10 protein-coding genes are annotated in these 15,281 nt (G+C 65.6%); 7 read left to right on the top strand and 3 right to left on the bottom strand.

All coding sequences use genetic code 11. The features are described 5' to 3' along the window. Window positions 1–10: 10 nt before the first annotated feature. Window positions 11–1,618 (top strand): bifunctional phosphoribosylaminoimidazolecarboxamide formyltransferase/IMP cyclohydrolase, encoded by a 1,608-nt coding sequence (purH, locus tag EDC62_RS07605; RefSeq protein WP_124222295.1) that lies wholly within the window; start codon window positions 11–13, stop codon window positions 1,616–1,618. A 98-nt stretch (window positions 1,619–1,716) separates the two neighbouring features. Here the strand turns inward: purH and hemL are convergent, their stop codons facing one another. Together hemL and thiD are read right to left on the bottom strand one after the other, a co-directional pair. Next, window positions 1,717–3,036, bottom strand: coding sequence for a glutamate-1-semialdehyde 2,1-aminomutase (hemL, locus tag EDC62_RS07600; RefSeq protein WP_124222293.1), 1,320 nt, complete (start codon window positions 3,034–3,036; stop codon window positions 1,717–1,719). Continuing rightward, window positions 3,020–3,955, bottom strand: a complete 936-nt coding sequence (gene thiD, locus EDC62_RS07595; protein ID WP_124222291.1) for a bifunctional hydroxymethylpyrimidine kinase/phosphomethylpyrimidine kinase — start codon at window positions 3,953–3,955, stop codon at window positions 3,020–3,022. The genes hemL and thiD overlap by 17 nt, the downstream gene beginning before the upstream one ends. A 98-nt stretch (window positions 3,956–4,053) precedes the next feature. Between thiD and EDC62_RS07590 the strand changes: the two genes are divergently transcribed. The 6 genes from EDC62_RS07590 to EDC62_RS07565 all read left to right on the top strand — a co-directional run bounded on the left by EDC62_RS07590 (window position 4,054) and on the right by EDC62_RS07565 (window position 13,808). After that, window positions 4,054–4,227 carry a rubredoxin gene (locus tag EDC62_RS07590; RefSeq protein WP_211330955.1) on the top strand — a complete coding sequence of 58 codons (174 nt, stop codon included), beginning with the start codon at window positions 4,054–4,056 and terminating at the stop codon, window positions 4,225–4,227. Window positions 4,228–4,303: 76 nt separating this feature from the next. Continuing rightward, window positions 4,304–4,705: a response regulator gene (locus EDC62_RS07585; protein ID WP_124222289.1), complete on the top strand. Its 402-nt coding sequence runs from the start codon at window positions 4,304–4,306 to the stop codon at window positions 4,703–4,705. Next, complete coding sequence (locus EDC62_RS07580) at window positions 4,702–5,067, top strand: response regulator transcription factor (protein WP_124222286.1); 366 nt, start codon at window positions 4,702–4,704, stop codon at window positions 5,065–5,067. The genes EDC62_RS07585 and EDC62_RS07580 overlap by 4 nt, the downstream gene beginning before the upstream one ends. A gap of 2 nt (window positions 5,068–5,069) precedes the next feature. Next, the gene (locus EDC62_RS07575) at window positions 5,070–5,600 is read left to right on the top strand and encodes a chemotaxis protein CheW (protein ID WP_124222284.1); all 531 of its coding nucleotides are present in this window, start codon (window positions 5,070–5,072) and stop codon (window positions 5,598–5,600) included. Between the two features lie 19 nt (window positions 5,601–5,619). Then, entirely contained in the window at window positions 5,620–7,893 is a 2,274-nt protein-coding gene (locus tag EDC62_RS07570; RefSeq protein WP_124222282.1) for a methyl-accepting chemotaxis protein, read from the top strand. Window positions 7,894–7,955: 62 nt separating this feature from the next. Continuing rightward, window positions 7,956–13,808 (top strand): Hpt domain-containing protein, encoded by a 5,853-nt coding sequence (locus tag EDC62_RS07565; RefSeq protein ID WP_124222280.1) that lies wholly within the window; start codon window positions 7,956–7,958, stop codon window positions 13,806–13,808. Here EDC62_RS07565 and EDC62_RS07560 read toward each other — a convergent pair. Continuing rightward, window positions 13,787–15,280, bottom strand: coding sequence for a cryptochrome/photolyase family protein (locus EDC62_RS07560; protein ID WP_124222277.1), 1,494 nt, complete (start codon window positions 15,278–15,280; stop codon window positions 13,787–13,789). The two genes, EDC62_RS07565 and EDC62_RS07560, sit on opposite strands and share 22 nt — an antisense overlap. Window position 15,281 lies beyond the last annotated feature (1 nt).

The following is a 15,281-nucleotide window of genomic DNA, read 5'->3' as shown; positions in this document are numbered from 1 at the left end:
TTTGCCTTCCATGAACGCCCTGATTTCCGTTTCCGACAAGACCGGCATCCTCGAATTTGCGCAGGCCCTGCACCCCTTGGGTGTGCGGCTGATCTCGACCGGCGGCACCGCCCGGCTGCTGGCCGATGCGGGCCTGCCGGTGACCGAGGTCGCCGAGCTCACCGGCTTTCCCGAAATGCTCGATGGTCGCGTCAAGACGCTGCATCCCAAGGTGCACGGCGGGCTCCTCGCGCGTCGTGATCTGCCCGAGCACATGGCCGCGCTCGCCGCGCACGGCATCGAAACCATCGACCTGCTCGTCGTCAACCTCTATCCCTTCGAGGCCACGGTCGCCCGGCCCGACTGCACCCTGGCCGACGCGATCGAGAACATCGACATCGGCGGCCCGGCCATGGTGCGCAGCGCCGCCAAGAACTGGCGCGATGTGGCCGTGCTGACCGACGCCTCGCAATACCCCCGGGTGCTCGAAGAGCTGAAAGCGGGGGGCATACGTCTGGCGACGCGCTTCGAGCTGGCGGTCGCCGCCTTCAACCGCATCAGCAACTACGACGCGGCCATCAGCGACTATCTGTCCTCGATCGAGTTCGACGAAGCGGCAGAGGTGCCGCGCCGCCATGAGTTTCCGGGGCAAAGCAACGGCCGTTTCGTGAAGCTGCAGGACTTGCGCTATGGCGAGAACCCGCACCAAAGCGCGGCCTTCTACCGCGATCTGCATCCCGCGCCAGGCTCGCTCGTGACCGCGCGTCAGTTGCAGGGCAAGGAGCTGTCCTACAACAACATCGCCGACGCCGACGCGGCCTGGGAATGCGTCAAGAGCTTCGGCACCACCGCGAACGCGCCGGCGGCCTGCGTGATCGTCAAACACGCCAACCCCTGTGGCGTGGCCGTGGGGGTGGATGCGCTCGATGCCTACCGCAAGGCCTTTCAGACCGACCCGACGAGCGCCTTCGGCGGCATCATCGCGTTCAACCGCCCGGTCGATGCCGCAGCGGCGCAGGCCGTGAGCCAGCAGTTCGTCGAAGTGCTCATGGCGCCGGCCTACAGCCCCGAGGCGCTCGAGGTGTTCAAAGCCAAGGCCAATGTGCGTGTGCTCGAGATCCCGCTCGACGGCATCGACCCGGCAGGTGCCACGCCCTGGGCGCGCGGCCTCAACGCCCACGATGTGAAGCGCGTGGGCTCGGGCCTGCTGATCCAGAGCGCGGACAACCATGAGCTCCAGCGCAGCGATCTCAAGGTCGTCACGCGGCGCGTCCCGACCGAGCAGGAACTCGACGACCTGTTGTTTGCATGGAAGGTCGCCAAGTTCGTCAAGAGCAATGCCATCGTGTTTTGCAAAGGCGGCATGACGATGGGCGTGGGCGCGGGCCAGATGAGCCGGCTCGATTCGGCGCGCATCGCCAGCATCAAGGCGCAAGCCGCCGGTCTGTCGCTGCAGGGCACGGCCGTGGCCAGCGACGCCTTCTTCCCCTTCCGCGACGGGCTCGACGTGGTGGTCGATGCCGGCGCGAGCTGCATCATCCAGCCCGGCGGCTCGATCCGCGATGCCGAAGTCATCGCCGCAGCCGACGAGCGCGGCGTGGCCATGGTGTTCACTGGCGTGCGGCATTTCCGGCATTGAATGTCCTCAGCGTGGAGCACCCATGAAAAAGCGGCCCGCGGGCCGCTTTTTCATGGTTTTTTGCCAGTAAGCCGGCGTGAACCGGTCGTTGCTTGCTCTTATTTTGTGAGCAATCGGAACGCCGCCCGTGCCGCCTCGAAGGTCCGCGCGAGGTCCTCGTCGCTGTGAGCGGCGCTGACGAAGCCCGCCTCGTACAAAGCGGGGGCGACATAGACGCCGCGCTCGAGCAGGCCGTGGAACAGGGTATTGAAGCGGGCACCATCGCTCTTCATCACGGCCGTGTAGTTCTGCGGCAGTTCGGGCAGCAGGAAGAAGCCAAACATGCCGCCCTCGCTGTCGGCGCTGAACGCCACACCCGCCGCGTCGGCCTCGGACTTCAGGCCCTCGATCAGCGTGCGCGTCTGGCGCGCCAAAGCGTCATAAAAGCCCTCGCGCGAGATTTCGCGCAGCGTGGCCAGCCCGCAGGCCGTGGCCACCGGGTTGCCCGACAGCGTGCCCGCCTGATAAACCGGCCCGAGCGGCGCGAGTTGCTCCATCACCGCGCAGCGGCCACCGAACGCCGCCAGCGGCATGCCGCCGCCGATGACCTTGCCGAGCACCGTGAGGTCGGGCGCAAAGTCGGGAATGGCTTGGGCGTAGAGACTTTGCGCGCCGCCCAGCGCCACCCGAAAGCCCGTCATCACCTCATCGAACACCAGCAGCGCGCCATGCTGCGTGCACAGCTCGCGACAGCGCTGCATGAACGGCACCGACGCGCGCACGAAGTTCATGTTGCCCGCGATCGGCTCGATCATCAGGCAGGCGATTTCACTGCCGTGCGCGGCAAACGCCGCCTCGAGCTGGCTGAGGTTGTTGTATTCGAGTACCAAGGTGTCTTGCGCCACGACGGCGGGCACGCCCGCGCTCGTCGGGTGGCCAAAGGTCGCCAGGCCCGAGCCGGCCTTGACCAGCAGCGCATCGGCATGGCCGTGGTAGCAGCCTTCGAATTTCACGAGCTTGTTGCGCCCGGTCGCACCACGCGCGAGACGGATCGCGCTCATCGCCGCCTCGGTGCCGGAACTCACGAGCCGCACCATGTCCATCGACGGCACGTGGCGCAGGATTTCCTCGGCCAATTCGATTTCACGCTCGGTCGGTGCGCCAAACGAGAAGCCGTCGCGCGCCGCCTTCTGCACCGCCTCGAGCACCGCCGGGTGCCCATGGCCGAGGATCATCGGACCCCAAGAGCCGATGTAGTCGATGTAGCGCTGGCCGTTGGCATCCCAGATGTAGGCGCCCTCGGCGCGGGTGATGAAGCGCGGCGTGCCGCCCACGGCGCGAAAGGCGCGCACGGGCGAATTGACGCCACCGGGGATGACGCGGCGGGCGCGTTCGAACAAAGCCAGGTTGGCGTCGGTGCGGTCAGTGTCGGGTGTCATTGAATGGTTGGTTGAGAAGGTCGATCGAGCCCTCGGGCGCTTCCTCCGCGTTCTCGGCTTCGTCGGGCTGCGCCCAGAATAGCCGGTCGGGCACGGCTCCGCCCATACCGGGACGAAAGCCTGCATCGAGGGCGCCATCGAGATATTGCAGCGCGTCGCGGAACGCTTCGGTGAGGTCGCACCCTGTCGCGAGAAGCGCCGCGAGGGCGCTGGCCAGGGTGTCCGACGCGCCGCTGAAAACCGCTTCGATGCGCTCGAATCGCTCGCTGGCCAGGACGCTCTGGGCATTGACCAACACATTTTCGATGGTCTCGTGCCCTTGATGGATGCCCGTTACCACCACATAGTGCGTGCCGAATTCAGCGGCAGCGATGGCGAGCTCCCTCGGGGTCGGGCCGCGTTCGCCGCTCCATTCGGGCAGCAGCCAGCGCGTGAGGTTTCCGACGTTGCCCACGAGCACGGTGACTTCGGGCAAGAGCAACTCGCGCAGCGCATCGAGGTAGGCGTCGATCGCGTCGTCGCTCCACCAGGTCAGGTCTGGCAGACAGGCCACCACCGGAATCTCGCCGTATTCGGTCGTCAATTCGGCCAGCACGGCCAAGGTCTCGGGGCGGCCGGCAAATCCGATCTTGATCACCCGAACCGACACATCCTCAAGCGCCGCCCGAGCCTGTTCGGCGACCGCCTCCTCTGGCAGGCCGAAGAAGTCGCGGATGCCCGCCGTGTCCCGGATCCAAGCCCCCGTCACGACCGGCAAGGGGTGCGCTCCGACCGAGGCGATCGTGAGCACATCGGCGGCGAGCCCCGCTGCTCCAGACGGGTCATTCGCCCCGATGGCAAGCACGCAGGCCGGCGCCGACAGGGGGGCGCTTGCGCCCTCGGGGTCGACGTCGGTGGGTTCGATATTGGGGAAAGTCATAGGTGCCCAGCTGCATGAACACGGGCCGGCGCGCCCTGTTGCGTCACGTTGCGCCGATACAATGAATCGATTCTAAGTGAACCCCCCTGAAAGAAGCCGTGACTGCGACTCGAACCTGGATGTGCCTCATCTGTGGCTGGATTTACGACGAAGCTCTGGGCGACCCCGAGCACGGCGTAGCCCCTGGGACGCCTTGGGAGCAGGTTCCCATGAACTGGACCTGTCCCGAGTGCGGCGCGCGCAAAGAAGACTTCGAAATGGTTGCGCTCTGAAGCGCGCGGCGGCAGGGCAGGCGCTTCGAGCGTCACTCCACCGCAGTCGGTCTGACCCCTCAAGGAGACACACGACGTGAGTTCCGACCTTCCGTGTTACAAAGTGTTGGTAATCGACGACAGCAACACGATCCGTCGCAGCGCCGAAATCTTTCTCAAGCAAGGGGGTCATGAGGTCCTTTTGGCCGAGGATGGCTTCGACGCGCTCTCGAAAATCAACGACTTCGAGCCCGACGTCATCTTCTGCGACATCCTTATGCCGAGGCTTGACGGCTACCAAACCTGCGCCATCATCAAGAAAAATGTGAAATATTCCGCAACACCGGTCGTCATGTTGTCGTCCAAAGACGGCGTGTTCGACAAGGCGCGGGGGCGGATGGTCGGTTCGCAGGACTACCTCACCAAGCCCTTCACCAAAGATCAACTGCTGCAAGCCGTCCGCCAGTATGCGGGCGCCCAACCGAAGGAGTCCCAATGAGCATTCAAAACGTGTTGGTGGTCGACGACTCGAAGACCGAATTGATGTTTCTGTCCGAGCTGTTGCGCAAAAACGGTTTTGCGGTTCGCACCGCCAAAAATGCCGATGAGGCCATGCAGCAGCTCGAGACCGCCAAGCCCGATCTGATCCTGATGGACGTGGTCATGCCGGGTCAAAACGGCTTCCAGCTCACGCGGGCGATCACTCGCAACCCGCAGTTTGCCGACGTGCCCATCATCATGTGCACGAGCAAGAACCAAGAGACCGACCGCGTCTGGGGCATGCGCCAAGGCGCGCGGGACTATGTGACCAAGCCGGTCGACGCGGCCGAGCTGCTCGCCAAGATCAAAGCGTTGAGCTGACGATGTCCAGCCGCGACGCATTGCGCGCGTTCCAGGCCCGGCTGGCCAGCCGGCTGCAGGATGCGCAAACCCAGGGCGCGACCGCCGCCTGGTTGGGGGTCGAGGCCGCGGGCGATCGCTTCCTGATCCCTTTGAACCACGCCGGCGAGATCTTCCCCGAGGTGCCGATCCAGGTCGTGCCTCACGCCCGGCCGTGGTTCTTGGGTGTCGCGAACCTGCGCGGGGGCGTCTTCGGTGTCGTCGATCTTGTGGGCTTCCTGCGTCAGCAGCCGCCGCGGCCGCGGGCCGAGGGCGCACAAGCCACGGGCCGTTTCGTTGCGTTCAACGAGGTCCTGGGCGTGAACTGCGCGCTGCAGATCGACCGCCTGGCTGGCCTGCGGCATGTCGATGCGTTCGGTTCGTCCGAGGCGCCTGGGCCCGACGCGCCGGCTTACCTGGGGCATCGCTACGTCGACGCGGCGGGGGCTGCCTGGCAGGAAATCAACCTTCAGGCGCTCTCGACCGACCCTGGTTTCCTTCATATTGGTGTTTGAGATTTCGGAAGGCTCAGCTATGTCCATCAAGGATCAACTCTCCCGGCTTTTTCGCAAGCCCGCGCCGGCCGTTCCGCCCGTTGCTGAGGACGTGACCGCAGATTCGACTCAGCAAGCGGGCGAGCGCACCGTTGCGGCCGAGTCTGAACAGCTCAGCAGCGCCGACTTTGCCGAAAGCCGCTCGCCGTACGCGGCGGACGCGGATATCGAGGTAGCCCCGGCAGAAGACGCGCTGACGCTGCCCGTGCTCGGCACCCGCAGTGCCGCCGAGCACCAGCGCCTGCTCGTTGCCCTGCTTGCGGTCATGCTGGTGATCCTGGCCATCGTCACCGTCGTCGCCTTCCGCCAAGCGAACACGGTGGCGACTCAGGTGGCTGCGACCGGTAATGCGCTGATGCAGTCGCAACGTCTGGCCAAGTCGGTGTCGCAGGCCTTGGTGGGCAACCCAGTGGCCTTCCCCGAAATTCGCGAAGCGCGCGAGGTGCTCGCCAAGACCGTGCGCGGGCTCAAGGACGGCAACGACGAGCTCGGCCTGAAGCCGGTGACGGGCGAGGTTTCCGCCGAAGTCGAAAAGATCGTGCCGATGGTCGATCGTGCTGAAAAGAACGCCGACGTCATTCTGAAGCAGGAAAAAATTCTCACGCAGGTGGGCTCGGCCTTGCGCACGATCAACCGCCAATCCTCGGACTTGCTGGAGATCGCGGAAACCATCTCCTCCCTCAAGCTGCAGCAGAACGCACCGGCATCCGAGATCGCCGCGACCGGTCAGCTCGTGATGCTCACGCAGCGGATCGGCAAGTCCGCCAACGAATTCCTGACCATGGAAGGCGTGAGCCCCGAGGCGGTGTTCTTGCTCGGTAAGGACCTCAACACCTTCAAGGAGATTGCCACGGGTTTGCTCGAAGGCAGTGCCGACCTGCGCCTGGCCCCGGCGAAGGATGCACAAACCCGCGAGCGACTCGAAGCGCTGTTGAAACTGTACGAAGAGACCCGCCAGCAAGCCGGAGCCATTCTGGGCAACCTGCAAGGCTTGGTGGCCGCGCGCGAAGCGCAGGGCGTCATCATTGCCGACAGCGAACCCTTGCGCAAAGGTCTCGAGACGGTTCAGGAAATGCTCTCCGCGCGCACCGGCCTCGGGGGGCTGTCCTTGCTCGCCTTGCTCGTCGCCGCCTTGGGTGCGCTCGGTGCTGCGGCTGGCCTTGCCTATGTTCAGCTTCAGGAAAGCCGCCAGCGACAGCTGATCGCTGAGCGTCAGCGCCAAGAGGCTTTGGCGCAGGAGCAGGAGGCCAAGCGCATCAACGACGCGAACCAGGCGGCCATTTTGCGACTGATGAACGAACTGCAGGCGGTCGCCGAGGGCGACCTGACGCAGGAAGCCACCGTGACCGAAGACATCACCGGGGCCATCGCCGACTCGGTGAACTACACCGTCGAAGAACTTCGCATGCTGGTGGGGAACGTGCAGCAGACGGCCACCCGCGTGGCGCAAACCACGGCGCTGGTGGAAAACACGTCGACCGAACTGCTCGCGGCATCGGGCGAGCAGTTGCGAGAAATCCGCGAAACCGGCCAATCGGTGCTCGACATGGCGGCCCGAATCACCGACGTGTCGGCGCAGGCACAGGAAACGGCGCAGGTGGCGCGCCAGTCGCTGCGCGCCGCCGAGTCTGGCCTCGAAGCCGTGCAAGCCGCCATCGGCGGTATGAACGCCATCCGAGACCAGATTCAGGAAACGTCCAAGCGGATCAAGCGCCTGGGTGAATCGTCCCAGGAGATCGGTGAAATCACCGAGCTGATTTCGGACATTACCGAGCAGACCAACGTGCTGGCCCTGAATGCGGCGATCCAGGCGGCCTCCGCAGGCGAAGCGGGCCGGGGCTTCTCGGTGGTGGCCGAAGAAGTGCAGCGACTTGCTGAGCGTTCGGCGGACGCGACACGGCAAATCTCGGCGCTCGTGCGGACCATTCAGACCGACACCCAAGACGCCGTGGGCGCCATGGAGCGCTCCACGCAAGGTGTGGTCGAGGGGGCGAAGCTCTCCGACAACGCGGGTGCGGCACTGGCCGAAATCGACCGCGTGTCGCGGCAACTCGCCGAGCTCATCGAGCGGATTTCTCAAGCAGCCGCCCGCGAGGCCGAGCAGGCGGGGGAAGTCGCGGGCAACATTCAGCACATCTTCGCCGTGACCGAGCAGACCGAAGAAGGCACTCGGACCACCGCCGAACAGGTGCGCGAGCTGGCGCGCATGGCCGAGGAATTGCGCGCTTCGGTGGCCCGGTTCAAGATTGCTTGATCGTCCTGGGTCCAAGGTCTGAGCGCGCCCGATCCCTACGTTTACGCGGAGCCGATTTGCCCATGTCCTCAACCGAAACTGCCCGTGCCAACGTCGAAGCGGAGCCGATCGTCGACCTCGGGCCGCTCGCGTGGGTCGAGAGCGAACTGCGGAAAAACCTCGAGGCTGTCAACAAAGCTTTGAAGCGCTATCAGCGCGAGCTCCAGACTGCACAGGCTGACGGCCTTGCTGCGGCCGATGTCACGCCGCTGCGACTGGCGCGTCAACAGTTGCACCAGGCCGTAGGGGCCTTGGAACTGGTGGGGTTTTCGGCTCCAGCGCATCTGGCTCGCGCGATGGAGGCCGCCGTTGCGCGCTTCGTCGCGCAGCCGAAACTGGTCGATGCCGATGCAGTCGCCGCGGTGGAAAACGCCGGCTTTGCCTTGATGGAGTTCCTGGCCCGAACGCTTGCCGGGGAGCGCTTGTCGGCCGTGGGGCTGTTTCCGCAGTACCGCGATGTTCAGCGACTGGCACAGGCGACCCGGGTACACCCCGCCGATCTTTGGGAGTGTGAATTCTCGTGGCGTGAGTTGCCGGCTGGGCCATCCGAAGTCGCCGCCGAGTTGCCGCCGCGGCCTCAGGTGGACCGGGCCGTGCTCAGCCTGCTGCAGACGGGCGACCGGGCTGCAGGGCAGGTATTGAGCCAGGTCTGCGAAGCGATCGGCGCGCGCGCCACGCACAGCAACGAGCGCACATTCTGGTCCCTTGCCGCCGCGTTTTTCGGCGCCGCAGCAGAAGGCTCGCTGGCGCTGGATCTGTACGCCAAGCGTGTCGTTTCCCAGCTGCTGCTGCAGATCGCCAATGCCTATCGCGGCTTGGCCGGCGCCACGCCAGCATTGGGTCGCGATCTGCTGTTTCACCTGTCGCAGCTCCCTGCGGGGGCGGTGCACGATGGGCGGGTTGCCGACATCCGCCGTCGATATGGTTTGGCCGACACCGCGCCCGTGGACTATGAGCAGCGCAGTTTCGGCCATTTCGACCCGGCGCAATTGCATCAGCTGCGCAAACGGATCGACGCGGTCAAAGAGGCTTGGGCGAGCCTTGCCGGCGGTCACGATTCGGCGCTCAAGGGGCTCCCCGACAAATTCGCTTTGATGAGTGAGGCTCTGGTTCGGCTTCATCCCGATACGGAGGTTCTCGCCCGCTCACTCGAAGGGGTTGCTGCGCGCTGTGTGGCCGAGGGCCGACCGCCCGAGTCGGCGCTGGCCCTCGAAGTCGCCACGGCCTTGCTGTATCTGGACGCGGCGCTTGCCCGCGTTCGGCCAGACGCCGAGGAACTCGCCGCGCGCTCCGCCCAACTGGCCGAGCGCATCGCGCGGGCGACCGAGCAGCAGGATGCCGGGCCGATCGAGCCTTGGATGGAGGAGCTGTTCCGCAACGTCAGCGACCAGCAGACGATGGGCACAGTCATCGGTGAGCTGCGACATACCCTGGCGGAGACCGAAAAAGCCCTCGATCAATACAACCGCGATGCCCAAGCACTCGATGAGCTGGCGAAGGCCCCGCCTCTGCTCGCCCAGATGCGGGGTGTGTTGTCGGTCCTGGGGCTGGAACCGGCGGCTGCGGCGGTTGCCCACATGCGCTCGCAAACCGAATCGCTGCTGCAGCAGGCCGGCGACTTGGGCGCTGAAGAGCGGCAAGCGCTCTTCGATTCGCTTGGGAACAACCTGGGCGCGCTGGGGCTGCTGCTCGACATGCTGAACTACCAGCCACAGCTGGCGCGCCGCCTCTTCGTTTTCGACGAAGCAACCGGCGAACTCGAGCCCCTGATGGGCCGGGAGTCTGCTGCACCCGTCCAGGTCGCGGCGAACTCGACCGATGCGTCCGCTCCGCTCGTCGCGGATACCTCGCCGCAGGACACGCCGACCGCATCACTGGCCCCTTCCGAGCCCGCAGGCGATTCCGCTTGGGTGCGCGAGTTTTCCGACACGCTCCCGTTTACCGAAAGTGCGCCTGCGGAGCCCCCTGCCGAAGCGCTTGCGTTCCCGAGCCTGGACTTGTCCGTTCCGCCGTCGTCGCCGGAGGCAGAGCCTATCGAGGCTTCCCTGGAAGCCACACTGGCCGAGCTTGCAGGCCCGCCACCCGAGCCCCCGGAGGTCGAGCCGGCGCCACTGGCCGAGCCGGTGGAGATCACGGCCTCCGCGCCTCCCGTGGATGAAGACGATCTGCTGGGGATCTTTCTTGAAGAGGCGCACGAGGTCGTTGCCAACGGCCGCGCAGCCCTCGATGTCCTGGCGGCCGCGCCTAGGGACGTCGATGCGCTGACGACGCTGCGTCGAGCCTTTCACACCCTCAAAGGCAGCTCGCGCATGGTCGGGCTGGAGGCTTTCGGCGAAGCTGCATGGAGCTTCGAGCAGGTGCTCAATCAATGGCTCGGTGAGGGTAAGCCTGCGACTCCCGAGCTTCTCTCGGTGGCGGGGGATGCGCTCGATGCCTTCGGGCAGTGGGCGGCGGACCTCGAGTCCGGGGACGCCAGCGCCTGGACGGCGCAAGTCTTCACGCGCGTTGCCGAGGACTTCCGTTCGAGCGGCACCGTGCAGCCGATCGCTCGCCCGTCTCCGCCCGTGGAAGCCGGCGGTGATGTCGGGCAGACCCAGGATGCGTCGGTGTCTGTAGAAGCGGAGCCTTTGCCTCTGCCCGAGCCCCCGTCCGTCGAGATCACAGAGCTCGCGGCCGGCGAATTCGAAGCCTTCTTCGCGTCGGATGCCGCCGCGCCGGAACCTGCTCCGGCGTTCGCCGAACCCGTCCAAGCCGTCGCCGCAGCAGAAGCCGCAGAGGCAGCAGAAGCCGCAGAGCCAGCAGAGGCAGCAGAGGCAGCAGAGGCAGCAGAGTCAGCAGAAGCAGCAGAAGCAGCAGAAGCAGCAGAAGCAGCAGAAGCAGCAAAAGCAGCAGAAGCAGCAGAAGCAGCAGCAGAAGCAGCAGAAGCAGCAGAGGCAGCAGAGGCAGCAGAGGCAGCAGAGGCCGCAGAAGCCGCAGAAGCAGAGGCCCTTGAGCCGGAAGAAGAAACCGATGCGTATCGACTCGTCGGTCCTTTGCGCATCAGTATCCCGCTCTACAACGTCTACCTCAACGAGGCCGACGAGTGGTCGCGCAAACTCCAGCAGCAGTTGGGGGAGTGGGCCCTCGAATGCGAGCATCGGGCCGTACCGGCGGACGCCGCGGCGCTGGCCCACGCACTCGCGGGAAGCTCAGCGACCGTCGGCTTCCAATCGCTCTCGGCCCTGGCGCGGCAGCTCGAGCACAGCCTCGACCATGTGCAGGCGCAGCCCGGTGTAGCGCCTCGAGTGGCGGGTCTGCTGTGCGAAGTGGCCGACGAGATCCGGCGTCTGCTGCATCAGTTCGCGGCTGGTTTCCTCAAGGAGCCCAGTCCGCATTTGATCGAGGGCTTGGAGCGGCTGGAGCTTGAAGAGCCCGTGACTGGCCTCGACCAACCCGCCGAAGCAGCCGACGAGGGCGATGAGCGCCCCTCCGCTGCGGCGCCGGTTTCGGCTGAGGCGAATCGTGTGGCCACCGGCGTCGCTGGTGCGCCGTCGGAAGAAGGCGATTTCGACGTCCTCGATCAGGTCGACGCGGATCTGTTTCCGATCTTCGAAGAAGAGGCGCTTGAACTCTTGCCCCGCTTGGGCAGCGCGCTGCGGCAATGGGCGGCCCGCCCCGACAATACTTCGGCGCAAGGTGAGGTCTTGCGGACGCTGCACACCCTCAAAGGCAGCGCCCGACTCGCAGGTGCCCAGCGTCTGGGTGAGATGGCGCACCGGATGGAGTCGGAGATCGAGGCCATTGCTGCCGAGTCGGCGTTGGGCGAGGACATCGACCCGCTGTTGGCGGCATTTGATGCCCTGGTCGCGCGCTTCGAGCAACTGCGAAACCCACTCGAAGAAGCCACTCGCCCCGAGGCCGCTCCGGCCGAGCCGGCGCCCGCAGCTGCGCCCAGCGCCACGGCCTCCAGGCTAGGGGAAGCGTCCGCACAGCTCGCATCTCCTCCGCAGGCTGGGGCGGTCGCGCAGCCGGCGCCCTTGTTGGCCGCCCCCTTGCGTGCGGCAGCCAACCAGACGGTGCGCGTGCGGGCCCAGCTGCTCGACCGGCTGGTCAATCAAGCCGGCGAAGTGATGATTACCCGTTCGCGGCTGGAGACGCAGATGCGTCAGTTGCGCCAGTCGCTGAACGACCTTACTGGGAACCTCGAGCGCTTGCGCCACCAGTTGCGGGACGTCGAGGTCCAGGCCGAGAGCCAGATGCAATCGCGCCTCGCGCAAGCCAAGGACAGCCAGCAGAATTTCGATCCGCTCGAATTCGACCGTTTCACGCGCGTGCAGGAACTCACGCGGATGATGGCCGAGTCGGTCAACGACGTCGCGACCGTGCAGCGCGCCCTTCAGCGCACGGTCGACGCGACCGAAGACGACTTGCAGGCACAAGCGCGCCAAACCCGAGCGCTGCAAGAAGATTTGCTTCGGGCGCGCATGGTGGAATTCGAATCGATCTCGGAGCGCCTCTACCGGGTCGTACGGCAGGCGGCGAAAGACACCGGCAAGCAAGTCAAGCTCGATCTGATTGGCGGCGGGATTGAGATCGACCGGGGGTTGCTCGACCGTATGACCGGCGCATTCGAACACCTGCTGCGCAATTGCGTCGTCCACGGAATCGAGTCGCCCGAGACACGCACGGCTGCAGGAAAGCCCGCAGCTGGGACGGTTTCCGTCGACGTGCGACAGGTGGGCAACGAAGTGATGCTGACTTTTGCCGATGACGGCGCCGGCCTCGATTACGCGCGCTTGCGGGACAAGGCGACCCGGCTCGGCCTCATCGCGCCAGACCAGGCGCTGACCGAGCGGGAAGCGGCCGAGTTGATTTTCATGCCTGGCCTGTCCACGGCGTTCGAGGTGACCGAATTGGCGGGTCGGGGTGTCGGTATGGATGTGGTCCGCTCCGAGATCCAATCCGTCGGCGGACGGATCGAGGTCGAGTCGCACCCCGGAGCGGGTACGCGTTTCAAGCTCACCCTGCCTTTGACAACGGCGGTCACGCAAGTCGTGTTGTTGCGCGCTGCAGGTCAGGTTTTCGCGGTGCCTGCCGGGGTGGTCGAGCTCGTGCGCAAGCTCAAGGCCGACGAGGTCGCGGCGGCTTACGCGACGGGTGAATGGCGCTTCGGCGCCGACGCCTTGCCCTTCTATTGGGCGGGTGCCCTGTTCGGCATTGGCAATCAATCGGCTGAATTCCCGGAAAAGACCGCGTCGGTGGTCATCTTCCGCAGCGGCGACCGTCGGATCGCCGTTCACGTCGACGAGGTTTTGGGAAACCAGGAAGCGGTGGTCAAGAACCTTGGGCCCCAGCTTTCGCGTTTGGTGGGGCTTGCGGGGGTTACGGTGCTTCCCTCGGGAGACGTGGTGCTGATCTACAACCCGGTCGTTCTGGCCGCAGCCTACGGCGAGGCTGCGCGTCGGCAGCCCACGCCACGTTCTGCACCGCAGGCTCAGGAGCAGGCGTTCGCGCCCGCAGTTCCGCTGGTTCTGGTCGTGGACGATTCGATCACGGTTCGACGGGTCACGCAGCGCCTGCTGCAAAGAGAAGGCTATCGGGTGGCTTTGGCGGCCGATGGCTTGCAAGCCCTCAAGGTGCTGCAGGAAGAGCGGCCCAGCGTGGTTTTGTCTGACATCGAAATGCCACGCATGGACGGCTTCGATCTGGCACGCAACATTCGCGCGTCCGACGCCCTCAAAGACCTGCCGATCGTGATGATCACGTCACGGATCGCCGAGAAGCACCGGGAGCATGCGAAGGCCTTAGGGGTCAACCACTATCTCGGCAAGCCCTACTCGGAAGAAGAACTGCTGGCGCTCGTTCGCCGCTATGCCTATGGGACGGTCGAGGCCTGACGGCCGCGGACGGCGGCATAGCGGGCGAGCGTGCGCTCGCGCGCAGCCTCGTGCGCGACGATGGGTGCGGGGTAATCGATGCCGAGCCGAACATCGGCAGCGGCAAGGTCGACCGGCTTTGCCTTCCAGGGGGCGTGGATGCTGGTGTTGGGCAGTTGGGCGATTTCCGGCACGTAACGGCGGATGAAGCGGCCTTCGGGGTCGAAGCGCTCGCTCTGAGTCACTGGATTGAATATGCGAAACCAGGGCTGCGCATCGCATCCGGTCGAAGCACACCATTGCCAGCCGCCGTTATTGGCAGCGAGGTCATAGTCGTTGAGCCGGGCCGCAAAGTAGCGCTCGCCTCGCCGCCAGTCGATGCCCAGATTCTTGACCAGGAAGCTCGCCGTCACCATGCGCAGCCGGTTGTGCAGGTAGCCGGTTTGGTTCAGTTGCCGCATACCGGCATCGACCAACGGATAGCCGGTCTGGCCTTGGCACCACGCGTCGAACGCGGCGTCGGCCTCGGCTCCGGTTTCCCAAGTGATCCGGTCGTATTCGGGCTTGAAGCTGTGGTCGACCACATGCGGGTACATCCCCAGGATCTGGAAGTAAAACTCACGCCAAACCAGTTCGCTGAGCCAGGTCGTCGCCCCTGTACCAGCCCCTGTGCGTGCGGCCGCCTGCGCGGCGGCGACGAGTTCGCGGATCGAAATCGTGCCAAAGCGTAGGTGGACGCTCAGATAGCTTGGCCCCTTGAGCGCCGGGTAGTCACGCAGCGCATCGTATCGGTCGATGCGCCCGAGGAAATCTCGAAGTCGCTGGGTCGCGCCGTCCGATCCGGGCAAAAGCCGTTGAACCTCGTCGGCTGGAGGCTCAAACCCCATTTCGGCGAGGCTAGGGATCGGGCGTTGCAAGGCTGGCGGAGGGGCCGCGAGGCTCGCGGCATGGTCGGCCGCGGTGCGGGGCTCGAGGTCTTCTTCCGTGAGCCGGGCGAGCCAAGCGTTCTTGAACGGCGTGAAGACGGAATAGGGCTTGCCCTGCTGCGTGCGAATCTCGTTGGGGGCAAAGACGACCTGGTCCTTGTGGAGGTGGAATGCCACGCCCAACGAGGACAGCGCCGAGCGAACCCGTTCATCGCGGGCGCAGGCTTCGGGCTCGTAGTCCTCGTTGGCAAAAACGGCGTCGACGCCGAGCTGGAACGCCAGATCCGCAATCGCGCCCTCGGCATGGGCGTGCCGGACGATCAGGTTCACGCCCGGTGTCGGGCTCAGCGCACGGAGGTCCCGGTCGAGCGCGAGCACGGAGGCATGAATGAAGCCGACGCGGCGGTCCTGGCGGGGCAGGGGGTCGAGAATGGCGCGGTCGAAAACGAAGGCGACATAGACGCGCTCGCACTGGCGCAAGGCCTGGTGCAAAGCGGTGTTGTCGTTGCAACGGAGGTCTCGGCGGAACCACATCAGGCCGCTTCGATGGGGTTTGTTCGTCGGCATC

It is taken from the genome of Tibeticola sediminis, assembly GCF_003843835.1.
In the GTDB taxonomy this organism is placed as follows: Bacteria; Pseudomonadota; Gammaproteobacteria; order Burkholderiales; family Burkholderiaceae_C; genus Tibeticola; species Tibeticola sediminis.
This window is presented reverse-complemented; position numbering and strand designations above follow the sequence as displayed.

What these genes read in the sequence shown, in the direction of transcription:
- purH (WP_124222295.1), top strand. Translation starts at nt 11, where the DNA reads ATGAACGCCCTGATTTCCGTTTCCGACAAGACCGGCATCCTCGAATTT.
- hemL (WP_124222293.1), bottom strand. Translation starts at nt 3,036, where the DNA reads ATGACACCCGACACTGACCGCACCGACGCCAACCTGGCTTTGTTCGAA.
- thiD (WP_124222291.1), bottom strand. Translation starts at nt 3,955, where the DNA reads ATGACTTTCCCCAATATCGAACCCACCGACGTCGACCCCGAGGGCGCA.
- EDC62_RS07580 (WP_124222286.1), top strand. Translation starts at nt 4,702, where the DNA reads ATGAGCATTCAAAACGTGTTGGTGGTCGACGACTCGAAGACCGAATTG.
- EDC62_RS07575 (WP_124222284.1), top strand. Translation starts at nt 5,070, where the DNA reads ATGTCCAGCCGCGACGCATTGCGCGCGTTCCAGGCCCGGCTGGCCAGC.
- EDC62_RS07570 (WP_124222282.1), top strand. Translation starts at nt 5,620, where the DNA reads ATGTCCATCAAGGATCAACTCTCCCGGCTTTTTCGCAAGCCCGCGCCG.
- EDC62_RS07565 (WP_124222280.1), top strand. Translation starts at nt 7,956, where the DNA reads ATGTCCTCAACCGAAACTGCCCGTGCCAACGTCGAAGCGGAGCCGATC.
- EDC62_RS07560 (WP_124222277.1), bottom strand. Translation starts at nt 15,280, where the DNA reads ATGCCGACGAACAAACCCCATCGAAGCGGCCTGATGTGGTTCCGCCGA.